At 31.5% G+C, this 22,428-nt stretch carries 16 protein-coding genes; 2 read left to right on the top strand and 14 right to left on the bottom strand.

Annotated features, from left to right (window positions below; translation table 11 throughout):
* Window positions 1–509 precede the first annotated feature (509 nt).
* The 5 genes from EGD97_RS12540 to EGD97_RS00255 all read right to left on the bottom strand — a co-directional run bounded on the left by EGD97_RS12540 (window position 510) and on the right by EGD97_RS00255 (window position 5,936).
* Window positions 510–896 carry a hypothetical protein gene (locus EGD97_RS12540; protein WP_228201947.1) on the bottom strand — a complete coding sequence of 129 codons (387 nt, stop codon included), beginning with the start codon at window positions 894–896 and terminating at the stop codon, window positions 510–512.
* Window positions 875–1,315, bottom strand: coding sequence for a recombinase family protein (locus EGD97_RS12775; protein WP_228201962.1), 441 nt, complete (start codon window positions 1,313–1,315; stop codon window positions 875–877). Before EGD97_RS12775 ends, EGD97_RS12540 begins: the two co-directional genes overlap by 22 nt.
* A gap of 521 nt (window positions 1,316–1,836) precedes the next feature.
* The gene (locus tag EGD97_RS00265; RefSeq protein ID WP_127836308.1) at window positions 1,837–2,163 is read right to left on the bottom strand and encodes a hypothetical protein; all 327 of its coding nucleotides are present in this window, start codon (window positions 2,161–2,163) and stop codon (window positions 1,837–1,839) included.
* Window positions 2,156–4,663, bottom strand: coding sequence for a hypothetical protein (locus tag EGD97_RS00260; protein WP_127836307.1), 2,508 nt, complete (start codon window positions 4,661–4,663; stop codon window positions 2,156–2,158). Before EGD97_RS00260 ends, EGD97_RS00265 begins: the two co-directional genes overlap by 8 nt.
* 421 nt (window positions 4,664–5,084) lie before the next feature.
* Complete coding sequence (locus EGD97_RS00255; protein ID WP_127836306.1) at window positions 5,085–5,936, bottom strand: hypothetical protein; 852 nt, start codon at window positions 5,934–5,936, stop codon at window positions 5,085–5,087.
* Window positions 5,937–6,004: 68 nt separating this feature from the next.
* Between EGD97_RS00255 and EGD97_RS00250 the strand changes: the two genes are divergently transcribed.
* Complete coding sequence (locus EGD97_RS00250) at window positions 6,005–6,907, top strand: hypothetical protein (RefSeq protein WP_127836305.1); 903 nt, start codon at window positions 6,005–6,007, stop codon at window positions 6,905–6,907.
* A gap of 114 nt (window positions 6,908–7,021) precedes the next feature.
* On the opposite strand, the gene EGD97_RS00245 is transcribed toward EGD97_RS00250, so the two are convergent.
* From EGD97_RS00245 to EGD97_RS00205, 9 genes are all read right to left on the bottom strand, one after another.
* Entirely contained in the window at window positions 7,022–7,663 is a 642-nt protein-coding gene (locus EGD97_RS00245) for an ImmA/IrrE family metallo-endopeptidase (protein WP_164850134.1), read from the bottom strand.
* A complete protein-coding gene (locus EGD97_RS00240) occupies window positions 7,650–7,898 on the bottom strand; it encodes a YgiT-type zinc finger protein (RefSeq protein WP_228201946.1) in 249 nt (82 codons plus the stop codon). Before EGD97_RS00240 ends, EGD97_RS00245 begins: the two co-directional genes overlap by 14 nt.
* Window positions 7,899–8,098: 200 nt before the next feature.
* On the bottom strand, window positions 8,099–10,003 hold the full coding sequence (locus EGD97_RS00235) for a UvrD-helicase domain-containing protein (protein WP_127836303.1): 1,905 nt from the start codon (window positions 10,001–10,003) through the stop codon (window positions 8,099–8,101).
* Complete coding sequence (locus EGD97_RS00230) at window positions 10,000–12,048, bottom strand: ATP-dependent nuclease (protein ID WP_228201945.1); 2,049 nt, start codon at window positions 12,046–12,048, stop codon at window positions 10,000–10,002. The genes EGD97_RS00235 and EGD97_RS00230 overlap by 4 nt, the downstream gene beginning before the upstream one ends.
* A gap of 183 nt (window positions 12,049–12,231) precedes the next feature.
* On the bottom strand, window positions 12,232–15,321 hold the full coding sequence (locus tag EGD97_RS00225; RefSeq protein WP_127836302.1) for a restriction endonuclease: 3,090 nt from the start codon (window positions 15,319–15,321) through the stop codon (window positions 12,232–12,234).
* A 20-nt stretch (window positions 15,322–15,341) separates the two neighbouring features.
* Window positions 15,342–17,261 (bottom strand): site-specific DNA-methyltransferase, encoded by a 1,920-nt coding sequence (locus EGD97_RS00220; protein WP_127836301.1) that lies wholly within the window; start codon window positions 17,259–17,261, stop codon window positions 15,342–15,344.
* Between the two features lie 13 nt (window positions 17,262–17,274).
* Window positions 17,275–17,997 (bottom strand): DUF4391 domain-containing protein, encoded by a 723-nt coding sequence (locus EGD97_RS00215; RefSeq protein WP_127836300.1) that lies wholly within the window; start codon window positions 17,995–17,997, stop codon window positions 17,275–17,277.
* Between the two features lie 11 nt (window positions 17,998–18,008).
* A complete protein-coding gene (locus EGD97_RS00210; RefSeq protein ID WP_127836299.1) occupies window positions 18,009–21,176 on the bottom strand; it encodes a helicase-related protein in 3,168 nt (1,055 codons plus the stop codon).
* Window positions 21,160–21,393, bottom strand: coding sequence for a DNA-binding protein (locus tag EGD97_RS00205; protein ID WP_407643112.1), 234 nt, complete (start codon window positions 21,391–21,393; stop codon window positions 21,160–21,162). Before EGD97_RS00205 ends, EGD97_RS00210 begins: the two co-directional genes overlap by 17 nt.
* 561 nt (window positions 21,394–21,954) lie before the next feature.
* On the opposite strand from EGD97_RS00205, the gene EGD97_RS00195 reads away from it, so the two are divergent.
* Window positions 21,955–22,404, top strand: a complete 450-nt coding sequence (locus EGD97_RS00195) for a PadR family transcriptional regulator (protein WP_127836297.1) — start codon at window positions 21,955–21,957, stop codon at window positions 22,402–22,404.
* Window positions 22,405–22,428: the final 24 nt, after the last annotated feature.

Here is a 22,428-nt window from a genome sequence, read left to right as displayed (position 1 = left end):
AAAATTTCTATCACTTTGGGAAAGACAAAAGAGGTAATCAAAAATATCCGATGTAAAAATTGTTAACATCAATTTGCTCTTGAAGATTTTATGTGTAAGAAAAATCATGTATTGAGATGCTAGCATCTTTGTCCTGTTTATGGCAACGATATATCTATAAAACTGCCATCTTTTATTATGTGTGCACATACTCATAAAAACTTACATAATCAATTATGTATATATATATATATACAGTCAATAAAAATTTTTCTATATTTTTCTACATTGTTCTACACATGGTAAATGAAAATACATCCTCCAATATTAATATACAACATTTTGAGCATAATTCCTTTTAATGTAATTTAACTCTATGCTAAAAAGAGGCTAACTATCCATAGCCCCTTTACATTACAACCTCCATCCCATCCTTAAACACAAACACCATCTTGTCACCTTCATAAACCTTAACTGCCTCAATAACCATATTCCAAAGCTCACCATCAAATTCATCTATTAACATATCCCTATCCCCTATCCCTTAAAACCTTCATAAATTCATCTATCCTATCCTTCTTTGCAAGCCTTTCAAAGCTTTCATTTTCAGCATCTTCAATTGACCTTCTCTTTCCTTCATACCTTTCAATTAAGGCATCGTATCTTGTCATATATTCCTCTTGATCCTGTGCTTTGGCTGCATTATCACGTATGCATCTGTTTATCTCATCTATAATTTCTTTTGCTTCCTTTTCAATTTCATATATTTTTTCATCCAAATCTTTAACATCTGTAAGTTCCTTTATAACTTCCTCATACCCTTTTAATATTTCTTCCTTATTATTTATAACTCCATTAAACACCTCTACAAAGGCATTCTTTAAATCTTCTTCATTTATAAATGGTGTCTCTTGCACTTTTCCTCATTATTATACTTAGAATTGCACTGCCAAATAACCTTCCTATACTTATCATTGGAATGCCATACCTTTCTGCCATAGAAACTTCCACAGTCACCACAGATAATCTTTCCTGAGAAGTAGTTTCTTCCTGTCTTATAACCTCTTGCAACTTTTCTATTTTTTATCTCCATCTGCACCATATCAAAAGCTTTAGGTGAGATAATTGCAGGGTGGCTGTTTTCTACATAATACTGTGGAACTTCCCCTTCGTTTCTCTTTATCTTCTTTGTAAGAAAATCTACTGTAAACTTCTTTTGAAGCACTGCATCGCCTTTATATTTTTCATTTTTAAGAATGGTTAATACTGTGCTTTGATGCCATACTCCTTTACCTACTAGTGTTGGAACTTTATTTTCTGTTAAATACTTTGCTATGCTTAATGCTGTTTTGCCCTAAGCTTTTTACTTAATGTATTATGAACAAGTTTATAATTACCTCTTCTATTTACACCACTTCGGCTCTAAGGCTGAGTACCGGGGGTTGGCTAGACCTTACCAGACAGGATTCCCACCTGCTATATATTTAGCGTTTTCTGGACGCACTGTTTCTTGCAAATCGGCTAACTGGCTTTGTAATTATAAGGTTTATATTGCCACTTAAAGCATCTTCAATCATTTTATTAAATCCATTACAGCTTTGTCATAGGTTCCCACTACATAAGTTATATGGGATATGTGATATGGCTGCCATCAAAAAGCAAAAAAGCCCTGATTTCTCAAGGCTTCTATCTATCGTATCATTGTGTTGTTCAATGTGGTGGAGGTGAACCGTATCGTATGAAATGTACAATATCTATTGAGGATTATAGACATAAGAGATAATTCATGAAGTAGCCGCACAAATTTATATTCGGCTACTTTTTCTTCTATAACTAATTAATTAAAGCAAACATGTATTAGAAGTGCTCTACAACTCCATCATTTATGCCATTATTGTCTAAATCAACAAAATTATCATGTATATCTGGAATTCCATCATGATCCATATCAAAAAACATATCTTGGTGGTCTGGTATTCCGTTATGATCCAAGTCAACAAAAGTATCATGGCCATCAGGAATGTTATCATGATCTATATCGAAAAATACATCTTGATTATCAGGAATGCCATTGTTATCAAGGTCAATTGATAAATCCATATTATCTGGTATATCATTATGATTCATATCTAAAAAAAAGTCAGTTTGCTCCCAGCCTTCTGGTCTAAATGGATTTTTAAACACTTTCTACTCCTCCTTTTATAAGATCATTTTTTATTCCACCTATATCAACATTGATAGCTGCTTGTATTTGCTCTATCACATATTTCTTAGGTCTCAGCATAAAATTGCTTATTGGTAGTTGCTTCGTGGTATATAAATCACTAATTCTCTCAATTAGCTCCATCTTAACTTCATCTGAATCATTGAAATTTGTGTAATATTGAGCTATTTGTTTAAACATATAAAATAAGGCATGATTAACCTCATCTATGTAATAAGGAATCATTATATTCATAATGTGATTAAACGAGTCAATAGCCTGGTATCCATATATGTCAACTTTAGTTTTTTCTACCTTTTCTAATTCCTTATCCATTTTATATGTATTCCATATGTTTACTGCTGAACCGACGATGAATGGCAATGAAAAAGCTCCTGTAAGAATTACTCCAGCAGCACCTACTGCCCCCAAAGTTCCTGCATGTCTATAACGACTATTACTTGTTATAGATCTTGTATTAGTATCTGGATAAATTGCATAAGGTATTTGTGCCAAGGATCTATCTATTTCATTTAAGGATCTTTGGATTTGACCAGCTATAGATAACAGTTGCTTTTGAAGAACTTTAAAAGGCATGGAATTTATATCTCTTCCTAATCTATTCATTAAATCCCTCTCATTGTATTCAAGTAATTTAGGTAAATAAATTCCTATTGTTTCTAATTGCTTCTTTTGTTCTTGAACTGCATAATAAAGAATATTTACAGCCTTTAACTCATCATCATAATTTAAAATATTATCATTTTCCTCTAACAACATGTCTATTTCTTCCTTAACGCAAAATAGAGAACCGAAATAATAATAGTTTAAAATATCATTTATTTGCCTTGCCCAGCTGGTAAATAAATGCTTTACATTCAATGAATCAAATAACTCAAGCTTAGAGTTCTTAAAGGTTTCCTTTACTAATTCACTAACACTTTTACCATATAAGTAAAAAATTAAATTTTCATCGCTTCTTTTAGTTATATTAACTTTTACAAACTCAGAGTCTTCTATAAACTCTTTAATTGATATATCTTTAATTTGACTATTTTCTATATTAAGAATAATACTACTCGCCGATTGCTTGAATACAACTCCTTCACTATTTATCTGAAAAATAAAAGGATAACCTTCTTCTGTATAGCCAAATCTATATAACTTATTATCTAAATTAGATTTTTCACTTAATCCAAATTTAGCAACATATTCATTTCCTAAGTTTATCACTAAAATGCTCTCTTCTTGAATTAAAAATACATTACTACCTTCAATATAGTAATTAATAGAGTCTAACCGCAATCCAGATATAGTTTTCATTAAATCAATATTAATAAAAATAATAATATTATCTTTTTTTGCAACAGCAATGTCTTGTTTATTATAAAAGGTATCATTAACAAATCCAGTTAATGTGCCATACATTATTTCAGCTCCCTCCGGAACTATAGATAAAATACTATTTCTATTACTAAAAAACTTTTTCAAGTTTTCTAAATTATCTTCATTTGGAATAAATAAGCTAATTTCTTTGTAGGTCTTTTCTCTATCTTGTTCATATTTAAAAGTAAAATGTCCTTTTATATTTAGTACAGCATTACTATAGTCATATTCTTGGATATGCTTATAATAAATATCAAAATTATATGAATATTGGAAGTTTTCTGCTGTAATTTTTTCCGTATCTATAATTAATTCACCAATATAATCATCTCTATCTGCTTTAATAATACTATCTTCATCTTCATCGTCAAAATTAAAACATTTTATACAAATCTTATTCAATAGTTTAATAAAACTATCTGTGCTTATTTTGCAGTTATAGCTAAATGATTCTCGAATATCAGATTCAAAACATATACCCAATAAAAAGCTAACGTTTATAGGATATCTTGACACTTGAACAGTTGGTTGTCCAAGAAATCCCCCAGAATCATAAACAAAAACTCTTCCTTTATTGCTAATAAATAAGATATGATCTCCAACAAGTGACCTATTTGGAGTTTTAAATTCAGCATTATCAATCCTGAAAATAATACATTCATTTTCCATTAGCTTATTACTCATAATTTCTGGTATATCACTAACAGTATTTTTAGCTTTATTTAATACATTAGGATCAATATTATATGCAATTAAGTCATTTATTCTGCCTATTATTTCAACTTTTTCATTTTCGTTCACACTATCAATGACTTTATTTACAATGTATGTCAGCTTAGCCTCAACGTTTTTTAGATTATCTGCCGATGTTACAGAGTTAATTTTAGATTTTGATGTAAGGCTTTCTCTTGTTACTTTTAATGCTTGTGTTAAAACTTCATATGCTATAGATGGCTCCCTATTGCAAAGCTTAGCCACAATATCACTATCTTGTTTCTTTAATTCACTCATAGCCTCTTTCACTATTGCAGCTATTGATCCCATATCATTAATTGATCTTATATTATTTTGATTTCTGTTTAAATTACTATTCATTTTACTTTAGTCACCTCTTGTTCCTTAAGATCCTAAGTTGCATTTTTTGACTATTTATTGCATAGTCATTCTCATAATACATATCACTAATCCTTCCATAAAAATATCATTTCTACAAAAAAGTATAAATTCCTCCTAACTAAATTCTGAATTTTTAACAATTTTCCCTAATCTAAATACATATCTCTTTTTTATAGATAATGGTAATTAAATAATATATATCGTAATTTCTGATACTATGGAAAACAAATATTTATAAATAATTATAAAGAAGCAGTTTATATTTTACACACTTATGGTAAAATATATATAATGAACAACATCAAGCGTTGTTAGGTATGTTTATTTAATCAGTACAGGTAAAAGCCGCCAAGCTATTTTACCTGTATTTTCTTTTTTGGGTTTACTCATATTAAAATAATTACCTTTTAATTTCATAAAATCCTATAATCTTGTCTTTGCTAACACATTCGTTATCATGTAATCTAATTTTAGGATTATCAAATCTTGGATTCCAGACTCCATGATAATTCTGTATTAAATAATATATTACATATTTATATATTAAATATATCTTAGACTTTGTGGTCCTAAATTTAGTATGTTCATCAAAAATTATGTCTTTTACTTCCGCTAAAAATCCTAATGCATAAGATTTTGATAAAGTTCCCCACTCCTTTATAATACCATTCCTACGGAGTACATGGCATATGTCAGATAATATTTCAGGGCAATCCCTAATATGCTCAACATCTCCATCTTCCCAGAATAAATGATTAAATAAAAAACCATTTATACAATTATCCATGTAGCTACCATTTACTCTTAGCCTTACCTTTATTCGTGAAGCAATAGAGCTATTAAAATTGTTCCAATCTACAACTTCTTCATTATAATATAGCATTAACCCTTGTGGACTTCTCTTAAAATATAGTCCTTTACTTGCTAAAAAATCGCTTATATCGGTACGTTCAGTAAGAACCTTGCCAAGATAATATATATCTGTTGTATCAGGCTCAGTAATTCTTGTAGTAAGATGAGAAACCACAACTGAATCAAATTTTATTGTTTCATACATCTCCTTATGTCCATTAAAATTAATACCGATTTTATTAAAAAACATCTCATGGTTTATATCTCTTATAGCAGTATTTTTAAAAGGCTGTGAATTTTGTATGTAATCTCTTATATGGTCAGCACTACAATTGCATATTTCTGATATAGATTCAATAATATCATCATAAGAAGTTGTATATAATATTTTTTGCCCCATTTGATTCTTCACCTCTATCGTAGTAGAATTAGAAATATAAACATCTCATTATATAAGGAGGTTATTTAATGAATTCAAAATTTTACGATTGCCTATTGAATTTATTAGATTTAAGTTCAAAGAAAAAGTATGAGGAGGTTAAACAATTACTTCAAAGTAGCACTGATTTGCAATTTGGACCAAGTGTATCTAAAGGGGTTATAGCTGAATACTTTATTGCTGAACTTTTAGTTGGCAATAACAGTTGGGCTGAAGTCACTTCTTTTAAAGGTGATGATGGTATAGACATTTTTGAGTACACCCGAAATGAATATATTCGTTCAAAATGCTATCAAATTAAAAACCAAAGTAATCCTTTATCCAAAACCAGTGTTGAAGCTGAAATAGCAACTTTCAAACAAAGCAAGTATAGAAAGTTTCCTTATTACATTTTATCAATATCCGGTTTCACTTTTGAAAAGAACACATTCAACTATCCAAATGTTTATCTTTTAGATTTTGAATATGTCATAAGTCTAATTGATAATTACTCAAGCAAACTAAATACTGATCCTGGAAGCACTTATTTTTTATATGATGAAGCCTTTATTACAAAGTTTGATGAATTTCTCAAGTATAAGCACCAAATAAATAGAGATGATTTTTATGATTACCTCCCTGTTTCAATTGCTAAGTGGTGTACTAAAGTTAGAAACGACCGAAAAAATGGTAAATTAAACATAAAGAAATATCAATTATTAAATTCAATAAAATTCTACTGGAGCAATAATGATTACATATGGGATAAAACTTATTTTGAACTTAAAAAAATCTATGAAAAGTACAGCTCAACATTTGATTATACAACATCTCAGCAAAAATCATGGATAAAAAGGCAGTTAAATGATTATATAAATGGGATTTTGCCGACAAATAGATTAAAGAAACTTCAAAGTATAAATCTAATCAATGAATGGTTACTAAATATTTAACTCATTCTGTTAAAGAAATAGAAAAACACTTTACATAAGTGTTTCTCTATCAGTATCCGATGTCAATTCCGACATTCAACCAATTCTCATGCCATCCTATATTTTAATACATATTTAAATATCAAAATAAGCTTCCATATAATCCATATCATTGGCAATTCTTAAAATTGTAAATACCCTGCTAAAATTTGGCTGATATAATGACTCTTCTACTATTTCAAAATCGTCACTATTCTCCTGAAACCATACATCACATTTTAAAATTCTTTTAACAGTTTCATTGCTATACCTATTATGAAGAAGTTCTTTGGCGGCTGATCCCTTTATTATTCCAGGCTTCAAGTTAAAATCAAAGCTTGATGACTTTGCTTGAATTATCTTTGTTCCATTACTATAATACACCATTGCAATAACCTTATCCTGAGTAATTGATATCACTTTTCTTGTCATTGTCCCTAATGATACATTAAATTCCCGAGCCAGCTCCTTTATTAATTCTAAGGTAATAACCTTGTCTTCGATTTTAGGAAGCAATATGTTTGTAGGTATTAATAGCTCTGCTGCAAAAATATCTGCTTGATTTTCCTCTAAGTTATCTGAACTAAAATCTCCAATATTAGAGCAGGTACACATATTACTATGCCAAGGGATAAAAAAGTGTCCCTCCTCATGAGCAATTGAGAACCTTTGTCTTGGAATGAACAATATTTTTCTATTATTAATAATTATGTTCTTTTTCCCTTTAGAAACAATCAAATACTTCAGTTAAATTTAACACATCAGGCTTTTGGTTTTCATCTACATCCACTAAGCTTTTACTTAGCTTTTGCAGCATAACAGCATCTTTCCCTTCGATTGTTACCTCGCCGCATTGTGGACATATATAAGCATTTACTCCATCAACAGTTAACTTATAACTTCCCCATCCAGTATTTATAGATGTTATCCTCTTCGCCATCTCACTATTACATATATAACATTTCTTGCTCATAACTAATATTCCCACCTTCTTCTCATTGAATATAGCCCACACATTCCATACTTCTTCTTGCCTTTTGGATACAATAATTATTAAAGAAGTATCCAAAGCAGAATTGCACTCTTTGTTTTAATGTCTTTTCAAGTAAACTGGAATCTGTACATCTATTTTAAATAATTATTCTTTAAATGTAAGGACTATATATAACGTTCTTACATTTCAGTAAAGGCTACCTCATCCACTACCTGAGATTCACTTAATAAATCATAAAAGGTCCGTATCTGAGCTCTGCTCTGAATTCTCGTTCTATTAAATCTGTCAGTTCTCAAATTACTAAAGGTGAAGATTGCTCTTCTTTTCGCCCTGGACAGTGCTACGAAAAAAGCACACATATCCTCTTGCTGCTGCTGTCTAAAACTCCAAAATGCCCCATCCTCAAGACCTACAAAAATGACTGTATCATATTCAAGACCTTTGCTCTTATGTATTGTCATTATAGGAATAGAGTTAACTCCCTTTAACTCATTTACTGCCTGGATCCAATCCATAACCTCACTATATTCTTTCCAAAGATTTGAGGTTAAATCATCTATTAATTTATAAAGATTTGAAAGATTTTTATACTGAGGAAAAATGCCACTTATAATACTTTCACCTAAATATTTAATAATTCTATTTATTATCTCTTTTAACTGCTCTTTATTAGCTGTAGTTTCAAAGGAGGATTTTAACTCCACCAAAAATTTATTAAGCTCCATTTCTAAATCTATAATCTTCTCTTCTTTTGAATCATCATCATATCCTTTTAACATTTTGAATAATTCCACAACTTCAACCCATTGTACAGGGGCTTGTTTGTCATTAGATAGAATTATTATATTTAAAATTGCTTGAGCAACCTCATCAGACAATAAATCCTGTAAATTGGCTTCGTTTCTCGCTTTTATATTATTTAGTTTTAGCCCTTCTACAATAAGTTTACTATAAGTATCAACATTTTGTTTTGCAATAATACATATATCCCTTGGAGAAATATCCTCTTCCTCAAGCCAAGTTTTTATAGACCCACAGACTATTTCCGCTTCTTCTTTCTCATTATCAAATATCCAATTTTCACATATACCATCTTCTCTATTCCACTTTTTATTAGTTTTTATATCTGTTACTCTGCCATTAATAGCATGTGATATAACCTTTTGAATGGCTACTAATCTTGGTGCTGATCTATGGTTCATAATCAGTTCTTTTTGTACTGCTGCAAAGTCGTTCTTATATGTGTTAAATATATCCTCCATTGCACCGGCCCAATTCATAATACGTTGTTTATCATCGCCTACAGCAGTTAATATTGAATTAGAACCTAAAAAAGCTGTCTTAACCAAATCATATTGTACCTCAGTAGTATCTTGAAACTCATCAAGAAAAACATATTTGTAAGTCATCCTTAAAGCTTTTCTAATACTTGGATTGAACCTCAATAAATATTCAGCAAGCCTTGATATCATTGGAAATGTTAACGATGGTGTCAACCAGCTTTCTCCATTTATAAGAGAATGCCATACCTTCCCGATAAGCCATTCATTTATATTGTTATACTCTTTATATATAGGAAGCATATTTTTGGTAAGATAGAATCTAATGAATTCCGTTGTACTTACTTCATGAATTCCATATTCATTTTCTATATCATGAGGCAAATCATAGTGCTTAATCAAACTTTCAATGTCATCGTGTGATGCAATATTATATTCCGCTGGTGGTCTATAATTTTCTGGTATACTCATCCTAAAATGATCCACTAAATGCTTAGCAAAAGAATCGTATGTCCTTGATATAAATCTTTTAGAAAGCTCTTTACCACATCTTTTTTCTACTCGTTCAGCCAAATTTCTGGCTGCGTCTTTTTTAAAGCTTATTGCTAATATTTTCTGTGGATTTGGACATTTATTAGTCTCCAATAAGTAACATGCCTTTTGTGCAAGCAGTTCTGTTTTACCAGCTCCAGGACCTGCTATTACAATGCAATTAGTATCTGTTTTCACAGAATCATACGCTGCATCTTCTAACTCAATTCCATCTGATGGAAACCATTTATCACAATTAGTATATCTTATCATAAATTAACGTCACCTACTCCTAATTCAGAAAATGGATCATCTTTTAAATTGCTATAAATGGCTACTACTAATTTTTTTAATGGTTCTGGCATATTATCTTTTAATTTCTTATTATCTATATTAGATAATGCCATTATGTGCGTACTTGGCTTTTGACGCTGCAAGAAAAGATAGTTGTACCATATCATTAGTTCTCTTTGTATCTCACTGTAGCTTTTGCCATCTCCACCACTATCTTTTAAAGTTGCTCTTACTGCACTTTCTACTTTTTCATTAAACTCACCCGGATTGGTGGACTTATCAGGAATTCGTGGTCCTCCATTTTTAGGAGCAGTTTGTTTATATTCATCTGGGAATGTTTCTAACATCATAAAATCAATATCTAATGGTGAAGAAAAAAATACATTATACTTATTTAAGCATACAATCCAAGAATTTAATCTTTCTGAATCAAGTTCCCATGTGTGCATTTTTTCAAGACTGTCATCATCTAATATAGTATTATCTCTTAATAAAAGAAGCTCATTTTTGTTATGTCCATTTTTAAGAAGCTGTTTTATAGCATATTTAATTCTACCCCATGCTCCGCCTTCTCTCTCAGTGTCTAAATCAAGCAATGTAATATATGGAATTTCTAAAGAGCTCAATAGCTTCCAGAAGTGATTAACATATCTTCCTCCAAGAGGAACAATTGAAATTCCACTATTATCTGCTTTAGGGCCAAGTAACTCTAATAGCTTAGGAATAATAATTTCTTCACTGTCACCCTCTCCAAGGATAACTAATCTTGCAAAATAAAGTTCTGGATATGCTCTTACTGCCTCTTTAATATACTTATACGCCTCATCATTTTTCTCCGGTAGTTTAATTTCTTTTAATACTGTAGAGAATTGTTCCTTACTGATTCTTAAATGGCGTATTGATTCAGGGTCAATTCTTTTTATTATAGCTGGAGTATGGGAAGTAATTAAAATCTGAGCATTAGCTTTTTCAGCAATTGAATTTAAGTTATTTATTATCCTGCCAAGTAGATGCGGCGAAACATGATTTTCAGGTTCTTCTACTGCAAGTACCGTTAATGCAGTTGGTGTTATGTTATTAAACTCATGTCTATCAGTATCTTCACTGGCCTTTTTTTCTATCTCTAACAAAGAATTTACCAGCGATAAATAAAATAAAGATCTCAACCCATCTCCAAGAGAATCTATTTTATAGCCTTTATTTGTTACACTTGGCAGGAATTCAATTTCCATCTTTTTCAGTATATCCTCAAGCTCCGCACTATTGAATTTAATGTTTGCTTCTGTATATCGAATATCCCTGTGATAATTTTTCCATTCCTTATTAATAACCTTTTTTATGTACTTTACAGCGGGCTGATCATCGAATAATAAATCCACTTCATCTACTTTATCCTTTAATTTTGAATCAATATCTTCAGGCCATTTTATCATTCTCATTATGCGCCATAATATTGTACCAGCTGCATTTTTTAACTGGACAGATGGCTCCCTAACTGCTGGCACATAAATAACTTGGATGCTTGAACGTTCTTGACTTGGAACCTTGATTTTATTAACACCTTCCTTCTCTTCTTCGTTACTGTCTTCAGGTATAAATATATACCATAAATTAGTTTCTATATCTCCTTCAGGTGTACTTCCGATCGCCCAAGTTGATTCTAATCTAATTCTTACGTAAGGAGTTACGCCAGGTTTTTTTACAATCATTCTATTAAAGAATACTGGAACTGCAATACTTGTATCTGTATCCTCTTGTAATTCAGGAAATTCCAATATAACTTCTATGGATAAACTATTATTATTTACTGCTTCAGGGGATACCCCTTTTGGTATGTGAAAATCACTTTTTACTATTTCTCTATCTTTTGTGTTAGTTCCAAATAGTTTTAATAATGATTGAAGCACAGCTGTTTTACCGCTACTGTTTGTCCCAATAAAAGCTGTTAAAGCATTTAATCTTATAACTGTTTCTGTTGGACCAAAACATCTGAAGTTCTTTAATTTTATTTTACTTATTTCCATAACCATCACCCACTACTACAAAATAAGCTTTAATAATTAATTTTAAGTCAAAAACTTTAATGTGACTTGAATACATTATTAGTAAGTATGACTTTTAATTTACTTGTGATAATAATAAAAAAATAGTTTTATTAAAGAAAAAGGCCTGAAGTCTTGTGTATTTCAAGGCCTTTTCCTTATTGATTAACTGCTCCTTCTCTTTAAGATATCCTTCTGCACCAGCTCTTTAAACTTGTTATAGCTGTTAACCCAATCAAAGGTAATATCTTCTGATACCTTTGCAAAATGCTTCTTTGCACAATTGATTTTAGCATCTTCCACCTGAGTCAGGTCCTTCTTTTCTTTATCGCATTTTGTTTCAACTATAAAGTAAAGTTTAGCCGCTAAATCATCTACCTTATGAATAATAGCCCAGTCAGGTGAATAATTTCCATAAGGAGTGTCAATTACAATACCACCCTTTTTAAGCTTAGTAAATAGCAATACCTCTGGGTCTTCATCGAGACTCTTTGCAAATTCAAATTCTCCGTCGCTATCAACTCTTATATACTTATGAAGTGCTCTTTTATAATCTCCCTTGGTTTTATATGCCCTTTTATTGTCTACCATGCTTCTTTCAATCTCTTCTACAGAAAATATAGAACTTTCCTCAAAGAGATATCCATCTATAACTTCATAGTCAATATTTTTGGCCTTAAACTCTGTTAGTTTATCCAATATAGCCTTCATAACCTCATCAAGAACTGCTTGTTTTTGGAGGAATTTCTTGTTTTTCAAGCCTGATATAATCCTAAACAAAGCCTTTCTTGGAAGCATTGTATGATGCATAAGGTAATTAGTTATCTCAAAATCACTCTTTGTAATTTCAATGTCTTCATCACCAAGAGCAAGGCTTACCTTAGCCGGATCATCAAACTTAAACTTCCTGGATTCGTCATAATCTCCCTTACCTGTGGCTACTTCAAATTCTCTTTTAAGTGCCTTGTAGCTTAATTTCTCATTTAAATCATCAATACATTCTTTAATAAACTGTTCGTTATCAATTTTAACCTGATACATAGTTCTCTTAACTATACGATTTTTAAGTTCTGTCCACAGTTTTTGAAACTCTGATTCAGTAACGAAACTGTGGTATCCATTAACAACAGGCTCCTCATCGCCATTTTTGATTTCAATTCTGCGGCTTCCTTTATTCTGCATATTATCTATAAATCTTTCTTTGATTTTGATTTCAAAGGTTTTTAGAGCAGGATTTTTAAATTCATAATATAATATATCAGCTGCATTCTTGGTAAGTTCATTGTTCTTTGGATTAATAATTCCGGCTTCAGTTAATTCTACTTTAAAAGCTTCTACTGTTTCTGCTACTATAAACTCCTTAGGCATACCTGCTTCCTCAAGGGTTCTGTATACTATATCATAGGTTACTTCTTCATTCTTAAAACCAGCTTCACTACTAAAATCATTTTGTAGTGCTTCTGCAAAATGGTCATAGTAATCATTGGCTATGACAGTTAGAATGTTAACATCCTCATCAAAGCATCTGTTACCATGTATATCTACTGGTAATCTAAGTCCACGTCCTATCTCCTGCTTCTTTGCTATTTCTGAACTTCCCTTTTTTAGTGTACAAAGCTGAAATACATTTGGATTGTCCCATCCTTCTCTAAGAGCTGAATGAGAGAATATAAATGCAAGTGGTTCATCGAAGGATATAAGCTCATCCTTTTTATCAAGTATGAGCTGAATTCCTCTCTCTATATCCTCTTGAGCCTTCTTATTCATTTGAATTTCATCTTTTGACCAATCAAAACCATCTATCTCTGTTTCGTTGTTCTTCTTATCCCGGGCAAAATAACCTTCTCTTACCTTTTGGACATTCTTGTACTCAGGGAAAAGTTCCGGATATTTTCTAAATACCTCATTATATCTTGGATCAAGGATAATTTTTGAATACTCTTCATCGAATATTTTAGCATACAAACCTCTGCCATCAGCTGCTTCACTGTCTCTAAAGTTCTTTACAGCATCTATAAAGAAAAGTGAAATCACCTTAATTTTATAACCTTTTTCAAGTATTTTTAACTGCTTTTCAAAGTGTTTTTGTATTGTCAGCCTTATTTGAATTCTAATCAAATCAAGTTCATCAACATCATAGTTATTCTCTCCTTCCTTGAGGACGAGAACATCATCTCCTAACCCAATCTTAAGGCCATTTATTTTATGTGGATCCTCTAATACAACCATATTTTTGTACTGAGGCAGTCCCCCTGATAGTTCAAATAATGGTGCGTTTTTTAACACATTAAAAGTCTTAAATCTTACAGTGCCACCAGGCTCACTATAGAATATTTCTATCTTTGCCTTTAAGTCTTTAGTAAACTCTACAAATCTAACATAATTATAGTCTTTACTTATATTGCTATATATTGTTTTAACTTCTATTTTCTTGACCAAATCCTGTTTATAAGCCTGATAAGAGTCCAGCTTATATATTTGATTATAAAGTTTTTTATGTGTGGCTGAATATCTTAATATAAATAGAGGATTTAGCTCCTCAATTGCACTTAAAGATGCACTCTTTTTCTTGCTGCTGCCCTCAAGTCTTTGTGGTTCATCTATAATAACAATAGGATTTACATACTTTAGTAAATCCCAAAGTACTCTACCTGTTTCATCTTCTTTTCTTATTTTGTTCGTATCCTTATTGAAGGACTGGATATTCATTATAGCTATTCTTAAATCTCTTGCTTCAACAAAGTCCGTAAGCTTTCCTGGGTTATCTGAATCATATACAAAAGCGTGCTTTGATATATCAAGACCATGATAAAGTGTCTTAATATGATCCTTTAGCATCTCTATACTTTTCTCAACACCTTTTCTGATAGCAACGGTAGGTACAACAATTATAAACTTCATAAAGTTATATGCCTCATAAAGTTCTAATATAGTACGCAAATAAACATAGGTCTTTCCCGTTCCTGTTTCCATCTCCACCGTAAAGTTGTACCCTGAATCAAATGAGTTGCTTGGGAAGAGCATATTATTATTTTGCACTTCCCTCATATTGTTTAAAATTGTACTTGGCCCAATATCAAGCCTGTTTCTTACTGGATCCTTTTCGCCAAGTCTTTTTATATGACGAGTTGCCCCCCTGTATATTACATCTCCAAGCTCCCTGTCCTGACCTTTGAAAAGTTCAACAACAGCATTGATGGCTTTTCTTTGGTAATCTAAATTTTCATCAAAATTAAAAACAATTCTTTGTGTCATAATCTATCTCCCTCCTGAGCTTAAATGAATTCTACCCTGTAGGATTGTTCTTTCCCCTGATTATGTTTTTTTAGCTGTGCATCAAGGCGGTTCATTGTATTAAGCTTTAAGGAGATATCATCATCAAAGGCACTGTCACGGAATATTACTTTAATAGGCTTTGGCTCTATCGCCGCAATTCCATCAACAATTTCGTTTGTAATCTTTTCCTCTAAACATACAACTACTGCATCAGCAAAGATATAAGTTCTCTCACCTATGTTTAACAACCTTTCAATCTTTGATGTTAGAGGGAAATCCCTGTGACGAAGCATAATCTCATATACAACATCTATATCTGTAAAGCCGGGATTAAAATCAATTAAATCCTTATTCTTAAGTACAGACTCTTCCATTGTTACCTGACCTTCTTTTAATGATTCACTATTCCATCGGATATTTGTATCTGCTACACGGAAGACTTTAAACCCTATATCAAGATTTTCTATTCCTTCTTTGTCTTTAAAATCCTGTTTTATCTTTTCACCAGCACGACGGATACGTTTTTTGCCGATTTCACAAATATTTTTATATCCTGCTTTATATGCTTCTGATTTTTCATCACAAGGTTCTGGAAGTTGTACCATTATAAACTTACGGCTGCCACCATCTTCAGCATTAAGTTTCATAACAGCATGGGCAGTTGTAGCTGAGCCTGAGAAAAAGTCCATAACTATATCTCTATACTCCACATTTGATAATTTACATAATTCAATCAGCATTTCATAATTCTTGGGATTATCAAATGGAATATCAAATTCTATACTTTTTGAAGCAAATATATCACTCCAATTACTGTTACGAAGAATACCAGATGTCGGTGCAATCCAATGTTCAACTCCTTGATTCTTTCCCTTGCCATCAAGATTCCTTCTTATAAATTTCTTTACTTTACCTGTTTTCTCCCAATACTCCTCGAGCGTCATTTGTTGTGAAAAATGTTTTATATATTCTTCATAATTTTTCACAGCTTCATCAGCCACTTCCTTTTTCCATTTCCATTGGCCTGTTTCAGGTATAGCACCCAATAATTCATATCTCATTGTCGGTCTATCTGCATTGTTCCAAAAGCCTTTCCAATAACCAAAATTAGAGCGTTCTTCAGAAGCAGTTCTAAACACAGGACATAACTTAGTGTTAATCTGCTTTGTATAGACTAATATATATTCAACTCCAATATTCATTGATGATAATCCTGATTCTATAAACTGTTTATTAATATTTTTGTCATATCTTCTGACAATAATATAATTTCTAAAGTTTTCTTCCCCAAAAATCTCATTACAGATTTTCCGCAAATTATCTAACTCATTATCGTCAATGCTAATAAAAATTACACCATCATCTGTCAGCAAATCTTTAGCTATTTTCAAACGTGGATACATCATATTTAGCCAGTTAGAATGAAACCTTCCACTGCCTGCTTGATTTTTAATCAGCCTATTACCTTCTTCATCTATATTACCTTCAATTTTCTCATTTTCAGTAACTTCCATTGCAAAATTATCTTTATAAACGAAATCATTCCCTGTATTATAAGGTGGATCAATATAAATCATTTTTATCTTTCCATAATAACTATTTCTCAAAAGCTTTAATACTTCAAGATTATCTCCCTCAATGTATAAATTCTCAGTAGTTTCTGGATTCTTGCTATCCTCTGGTACATATTTTAATGTTCTACCGATTATATCTGTGTTTGCAAGCTGTTTTGCTTGTGTTTTCCCAGGCCATGTAAGTTCATATTTCTCCTTACCTACCTCTTCAAACTGACCAAGCTCCTGCTTTAAGGCTTCAAAATCAACTTGTCCATCTTTTACTATCTCCGGAAACAAACTTTCAAGCTTTTTTATATTTTCATTTATAGGGTTGAATATCTCCTTAGAAACCTTGTTCTCCATGTTTATCCTCCTGTCACTCTGTAAGTTTATTGATTTTTTCAAGAGTATTCTTTATCTTCATATTAATCTGAGCCTTCTCAGCTGCAGTGTTTGCAATACTTTTTTCTCTCTCAAAACCTTCAATTTCTCTAAAAAGGCCGGTCAATAATTTCATAGTATCAATATCATAGAATATATTTGATGATAGAATAGCTTTGTATCCGGAAAAATATCCCCTGTTACTGATTACTATGGCTTTGCTGAACATTTCATAATAATAAGTCAGCTTATTAACCTTGTTTTTAACCTCCTCAAAATCTAAATATTTTGATATTAGTTCTTTAGTTTCATTCTGCAGGAAAATTGATGACATAGGTGTAAATATAATTTCATCTATAACTATCTGGGTATTATCAAGCTTATTCAGTCTTTTATAAGCTAAACAATAGCTTTCAGTTCCCTTAAAATCAAAGAATCTTATTACTACTAATGGTTTTACAATTCTTTGAATAATTTCTCCTATAGTTTTCGCACTTTTTAAATCCTTAACTTCAACCTCAAAAAACATTATAGCCTGACAATTATGTTCATCATCAATAAACGATGCTATATCTTCTCCTATAATTTGATATTTTAATTCTATTTGAACCACATTATCTTTAAAATACTTCTTCTCCTTTGTAGTAAGCTGAGTAATTGTAAACATCTTTATATCAAACTTTTTATTAACCTCATAGTCTGATGGAAGATTAAACATTAGGCCACCTCCTACTCTACAACAAGAAAGGATACTAACTCAAAATCGTCACTGCTTACATTTTCAAAGCTATTTTCATATCCTCCAAAGTCAAAAATACTCTGCTGTGCCTTCTTATCCTCTTCTCCTAATATTTCTGATATTGCTTTATTAAGTAACTTTGAATATTCACTCATATCTGCTGCATTTTTAGTTTTCTTATTAAATCTTTCAAGAAGCAATTTATCAGGTTCTACCTTACCATAAGCAAGTTTCCTAAACTCCTTTAGTGTCTCCCTGGCACTGCTATTTCCAAAATAAATTTCTCCATTCTCCAAAACATACATAAGATAATATGGATACAATGAACTTTCACTCTTAGGCTTTGCTTCATCCCTTAAATGCTTAAAGCAGAAGATGCATCCTTTTTTTTCTCCCTGAGTTACAGAGTATACACCCCTTGGCACCCTTTTTATATCAGGGTTTTGTCTTACAAATCCAGCGAGTTCATAAAGATAATCATTCATATTTAAGTCTGTAAGAGATATATTATCGTTTAAATCTTCTATATCTACAACTTCATTTTTAAGTCTTTCAAGCTGTTTCTTTCTAAAGATAAAGTCATTCATTTCAGGTGAAAGTATATCCTCATCCCCTGTTGATGAAAGATTAGCTGCCATCATTTTACCTTTAACTCTCTGTTCAAGCTGCAAATACTCATTAAGCTCCATATTAGGGAAGAAGTTTATCATAGCAATCTTATCATTTTTGCTTCCTATTCTATCAATTCTTCCAAACCTTTGAATTAAGACAACTGGATTCCATTGTATATCATAGTTAATTACGCAGTCTGCATCCTGAAGGTTTTGTCCTTCAGAAATACAGTCTGTTGCTACAACAACATCAATTTGCATTTCCTTTGGAAGTTCTTCACCAAGCTTGGACCTTGGTGAAAAGTGTTTGAGCACTGTATTAAATTCCTTTTTTATTCCACTTAATGTAGTTTTAGGCTCTCCAGAGCCGGTAATACATGCCGTATTAATTCCATGCTTTTTAAGCTCATCTGCTATTGATTCATAAATATAGTTTGCTGTATCTGCAAAGGCTGTAAATATCAATATCTTTCGGTTTCCAAGATTATAAGGAGTAGCTATTATTTTATTAACTATAACATCCTGAAGAGTTCTTAATTTCTCATCCCTATCATTTTCAAGTATTTCCTTAACCTCTTTCATAATGTTTTTTAGTATCTCTTTATCGTAGAGCAGATCTTCAAGGAAATTTTGGCTCATCAAATGTTTAACATTTATCTCGTATTTATAATCAAGTGTAACTTCATCTTCATCATCTATATCATCTACTTCAAGATTTAATTTCTGTTCTGACTCTTTAGTTATCACATTAATATAATTATCTATTCTCTCCATAAGCCTTCTTATGGTTTCTCCAAAGGAATAAACAGAACTTTCAAGGCGCTTAAATAAATTGAAGCGATGTAATGTAGCTGTTATAAGCTCTCTCTGCTCATGATAAAATATTACCCTATCTCCATAAACCGTTTGGTACTTTTCCCTATAATACTCCTTATATTGCGGTTTAATATATGACATAGGTGAATATACCGCAAGTTTTAACTTCTCAAGAACTTCATTAGTTTCTTTAAACTTTAAAAGCTTTCCTTTACTATCAATCTCTGGATTATAAGTTTTTGGAGGAAGTTTATCTGGAAACTTTCCTACATTATCATTACCATAATATTGTGTTATATGCTTTCTACTTCTTGATATTGTAATCATTTCAAGCAGTTTAAAAAATTCAGATGGCAGCCTATCAAGCAGAACATTCTTGCTCCTGCTACTTTCTTTCATCCACTCATTTATCTCCCTTTGAGCTTTTCTTAAAACCCCATCAATACTTGGAATGCCTTCTTCCTTAAAAGCTTTATCATCATCAATATTTATAACACTTAATTGATTTTTTAAGTCTGTAAGTGAATTGTTAACAGGAGTTGCTGATAACATTAGAACTTTTGTTTTAACACCTTTCTTTACTATTTCGTTAATTAGTCTACCGTACCTTGTCATCTTTTCAGGGTTTTCATTCCTGTTTCTAAAGTTATGGGATTCATCAATAACCAGCAAATCATAATTACCCCAATTTATACGTGACAAGTCAAGACCACTACGTGCCCTTCCTGACTGTCTTGATAAATCAGTATGGCATACTATATCAAAAGCAAATCTATCCCTGGCAAATCTATTATCTATATAAGAGTTTCTAAAGGACTCCCAGTTATCATAAAGCTTTGCAGGGGTTAGTACTAATACCCTGTGCTGTCTTAATTCATAGTATTTTATAACAGCAAGAGCCTCAAAGGTTTTACCAAGCCCCACACTGTCTGCTATTATGCAACCATTATATTTTTCAATCTTTCTAATAGCAGAAACAACTGCATCCTTTTGAAACTTAAAAAGACTACTCCAAATTTCAGTATCCTTAAAACCTATACGGTCATTTTCAAATTTTTCAATATCAGAATCAAGATTATCGCCAAAGATCTCATTTAATGTGAAGAAATAAATAAACTCTGGTCCGTACTCCTTATAAATAAAATTTAAGCTTTCAAGAAGCTGTTTTTTAAAGTCCTCTGTGTATTCTTTACTATTCCATAAAAGTTCAAAGTTCTTTGCAAGCTGCTCAACTTGTGCCTTATCAGTAAGCTCCACGTTAAAATTAATGGTTTTAAATAACCCTGTAAGAGCTTTCTTGGTTATTTCCAAAGAAGAATCCCCAAATACTGCATAATCGTTATCAATAAGCATTAAATTACTCTTTACAATGGCTTTATTTCTCACTCTTTTTACATTTACATGCTTTTCTATGAATTCATGCATGCTCCTTGCCTTATTCAAGTGGCTTAATTTATTTTTTTCAATGATATCATAGGAATTAAAGAGCATATCATTGACCGTGCGACTTATCTCAAATTCTCTGGACACTTCTCTGCCCGAGGGTATGTAGGTAGAATCCCTGATCACAAGGTTAATCTCCCTTACCTTGCTCATATTCTCCCTTAATTCTGAAAAAACAGAAAGAGTAAGTTTATCATTAATAATATTTACCCTGCTGTTTTTCTTGTTGGAAAGCACATTGTTTACCTTATTAATAAGCTGTTCATTTGAATTAATAATGCCGCTCACAGTCAATACCCCCATTTAAAACATTATCATCTTTCTTCCTGGTCGCTTTTCGCCCAGCTCGTCCATCTAAAGGTTTCTCTGCATCTTGAGGAATAAGCCAAACAGAAGCTTTTTTAACTGCTCCTTCTATGCGCCCTTGAGCACACAATAGTTGAACACGTCTTGCAGTAATCCCCCATTTATCTGCTGCCTCATGTGTAGATATATATTCAATCATAGTTAATGCACCTCTACTTTATGGTGTATATAATAATATTTTATTCGTTTTGACGAAAACATTCAATATTTTACATCAATTCTTTCTAATTAATGTAAAATTCTACATCATTTAGAGGCGCCTATATATAGCAAAAAAATATATATAATTTCTCCCAGTACCAGGCTTATACCATAAAAAAATATTTCTTAGTTTCATGCCCCACCCCTCTTTAGAAAATGTACTCCTTCGGAACACTTGCCTATAACACTCATCATATGATTTTACTCTTATATTACAAGATGTTGCTTCATCTTTGTTAACTGCCAAATCAATATTTTTCTTATTTATTTTGTTGCTTTCATTAAAATCTGTCATCCGAAATAAAACTTAAATTTCTCTTTAGTTTATTGAGATAAGTGAATTATCCGTAGCCGGATAAAATTGCACAAAATTAATCCTTTCAGCCAATGAGCTTTGAAACATGGTCCTTTATATTAAATGCTATATTTTGATTAAACTTGGATTTAATTGTCCTGAGTAAGACTTTAAACTGCTTAGTATAAAAATGGAGGTAATGTTATGTCAAAATCAAAAGTAACCATTAAAAAAATAAACCTGATAGGAAGATACAGGGTAAAAAGGAGGAACAATAGGCATATCTACAAAGCTGAATATAACCGAATGTTTCCCATTAAAATTTCGAGTTCAAACTTCTTATCCTTATACACATTGTTTTTACTAAACAAGCACTCTGAACCATTATATGGCAAGGAAATATTGAATAAGATACAAGGAATTTCAAACTCCCATGTTTGGAATCCTTCACATGGTACCTATTATCCACTTTTAGAAAAGATGGAGGCTGATGGTTTTATAGAAAAGGTTAAAAGTGACAAGTCTAAGAACTTCTATGTTATCACTGAATTAGGTAAAAAGGAATTGGAAGTTAGATTGGATGAATTTAAGCCAATTCTAACTGGGGGTGCTAAATTCTTTAATAATGTATTGTCAGACCTGTACCGAAAATAGCAAAACTAAGCCGCTCACTTTAGA

This window comes from Clostridium prolinivorans (assembly GCF_004011155.1).
Taxonomy (GTDB): Bacteria; Bacillota; Clostridia; order Clostridiales; family Clostridiaceae; genus Clostridium_AT; species Clostridium_AT prolinivorans.
This window is presented reverse-complemented; position numbering and strand designations above follow the sequence as displayed.

What these genes read in the sequence shown, in the direction of transcription:
- EGD97_RS00260 (WP_127836307.1), bottom strand. Translation starts at nt 4,663, where the DNA reads ATGAATAGTAATTTAAACAGAAATCAAAATAATATAAGATCAATTAAT.
- EGD97_RS00255 (WP_127836306.1), bottom strand. Translation starts at nt 5,936, where the DNA reads ATGGGGCAAAAAATATTATATACAACTTCTTATGATGATATTATTGAA.
- EGD97_RS00250 (WP_127836305.1), top strand. Translation starts at nt 6,005, where the DNA reads ATGAATTCAAAATTTTACGATTGCCTATTGAATTTATTAGATTTAAGT.
- EGD97_RS00240 (WP_228201946.1), bottom strand. Translation starts at nt 7,898, where the DNA reads ATGAGCAAGAAATGTTATATATGTAATAGTGAGATGGCGAAGAGGATA.
- EGD97_RS00235 (WP_127836303.1), bottom strand. Translation starts at nt 10,003, where the DNA reads ATGATAAGATATACTAATTGTGATAAATGGTTTCCATCAGATGGAATT.
- EGD97_RS00230 (WP_228201945.1), bottom strand. Translation starts at nt 12,048, where the DNA reads ATGGAAATAAGTAAAATAAAATTAAAGAACTTCAGATGTTTTGGTCCA.
- EGD97_RS00225 (WP_127836302.1), bottom strand. Translation starts at nt 15,321, where the DNA reads ATGACACAAAGAATTGTTTTTAATTTTGATGAAAATTTAGATTACCAA.
- EGD97_RS00220 (WP_127836301.1), bottom strand. Translation starts at nt 17,261, where the DNA reads ATGGAGAACAAGGTTTCTAAGGAGATATTCAACCCTATAAATGAAAAT.
- EGD97_RS00215 (WP_127836300.1), bottom strand. Translation starts at nt 17,997, where the DNA reads ATGTTTAATCTTCCATCAGACTATGAGGTTAATAAAAAGTTTGATATA.
- EGD97_RS00205 (WP_407643112.1), bottom strand. Translation starts at nt 21,393, where the DNA reads ATGATTGAATATATATCTACACATGAGGCAGCAGATAAATGGGGGATT.
- EGD97_RS00195 (WP_127836297.1), top strand. Translation starts at nt 21,955, where the DNA reads ATGTCAAAATCAAAAGTAACCATTAAAAAAATAAACCTGATAGGAAGA.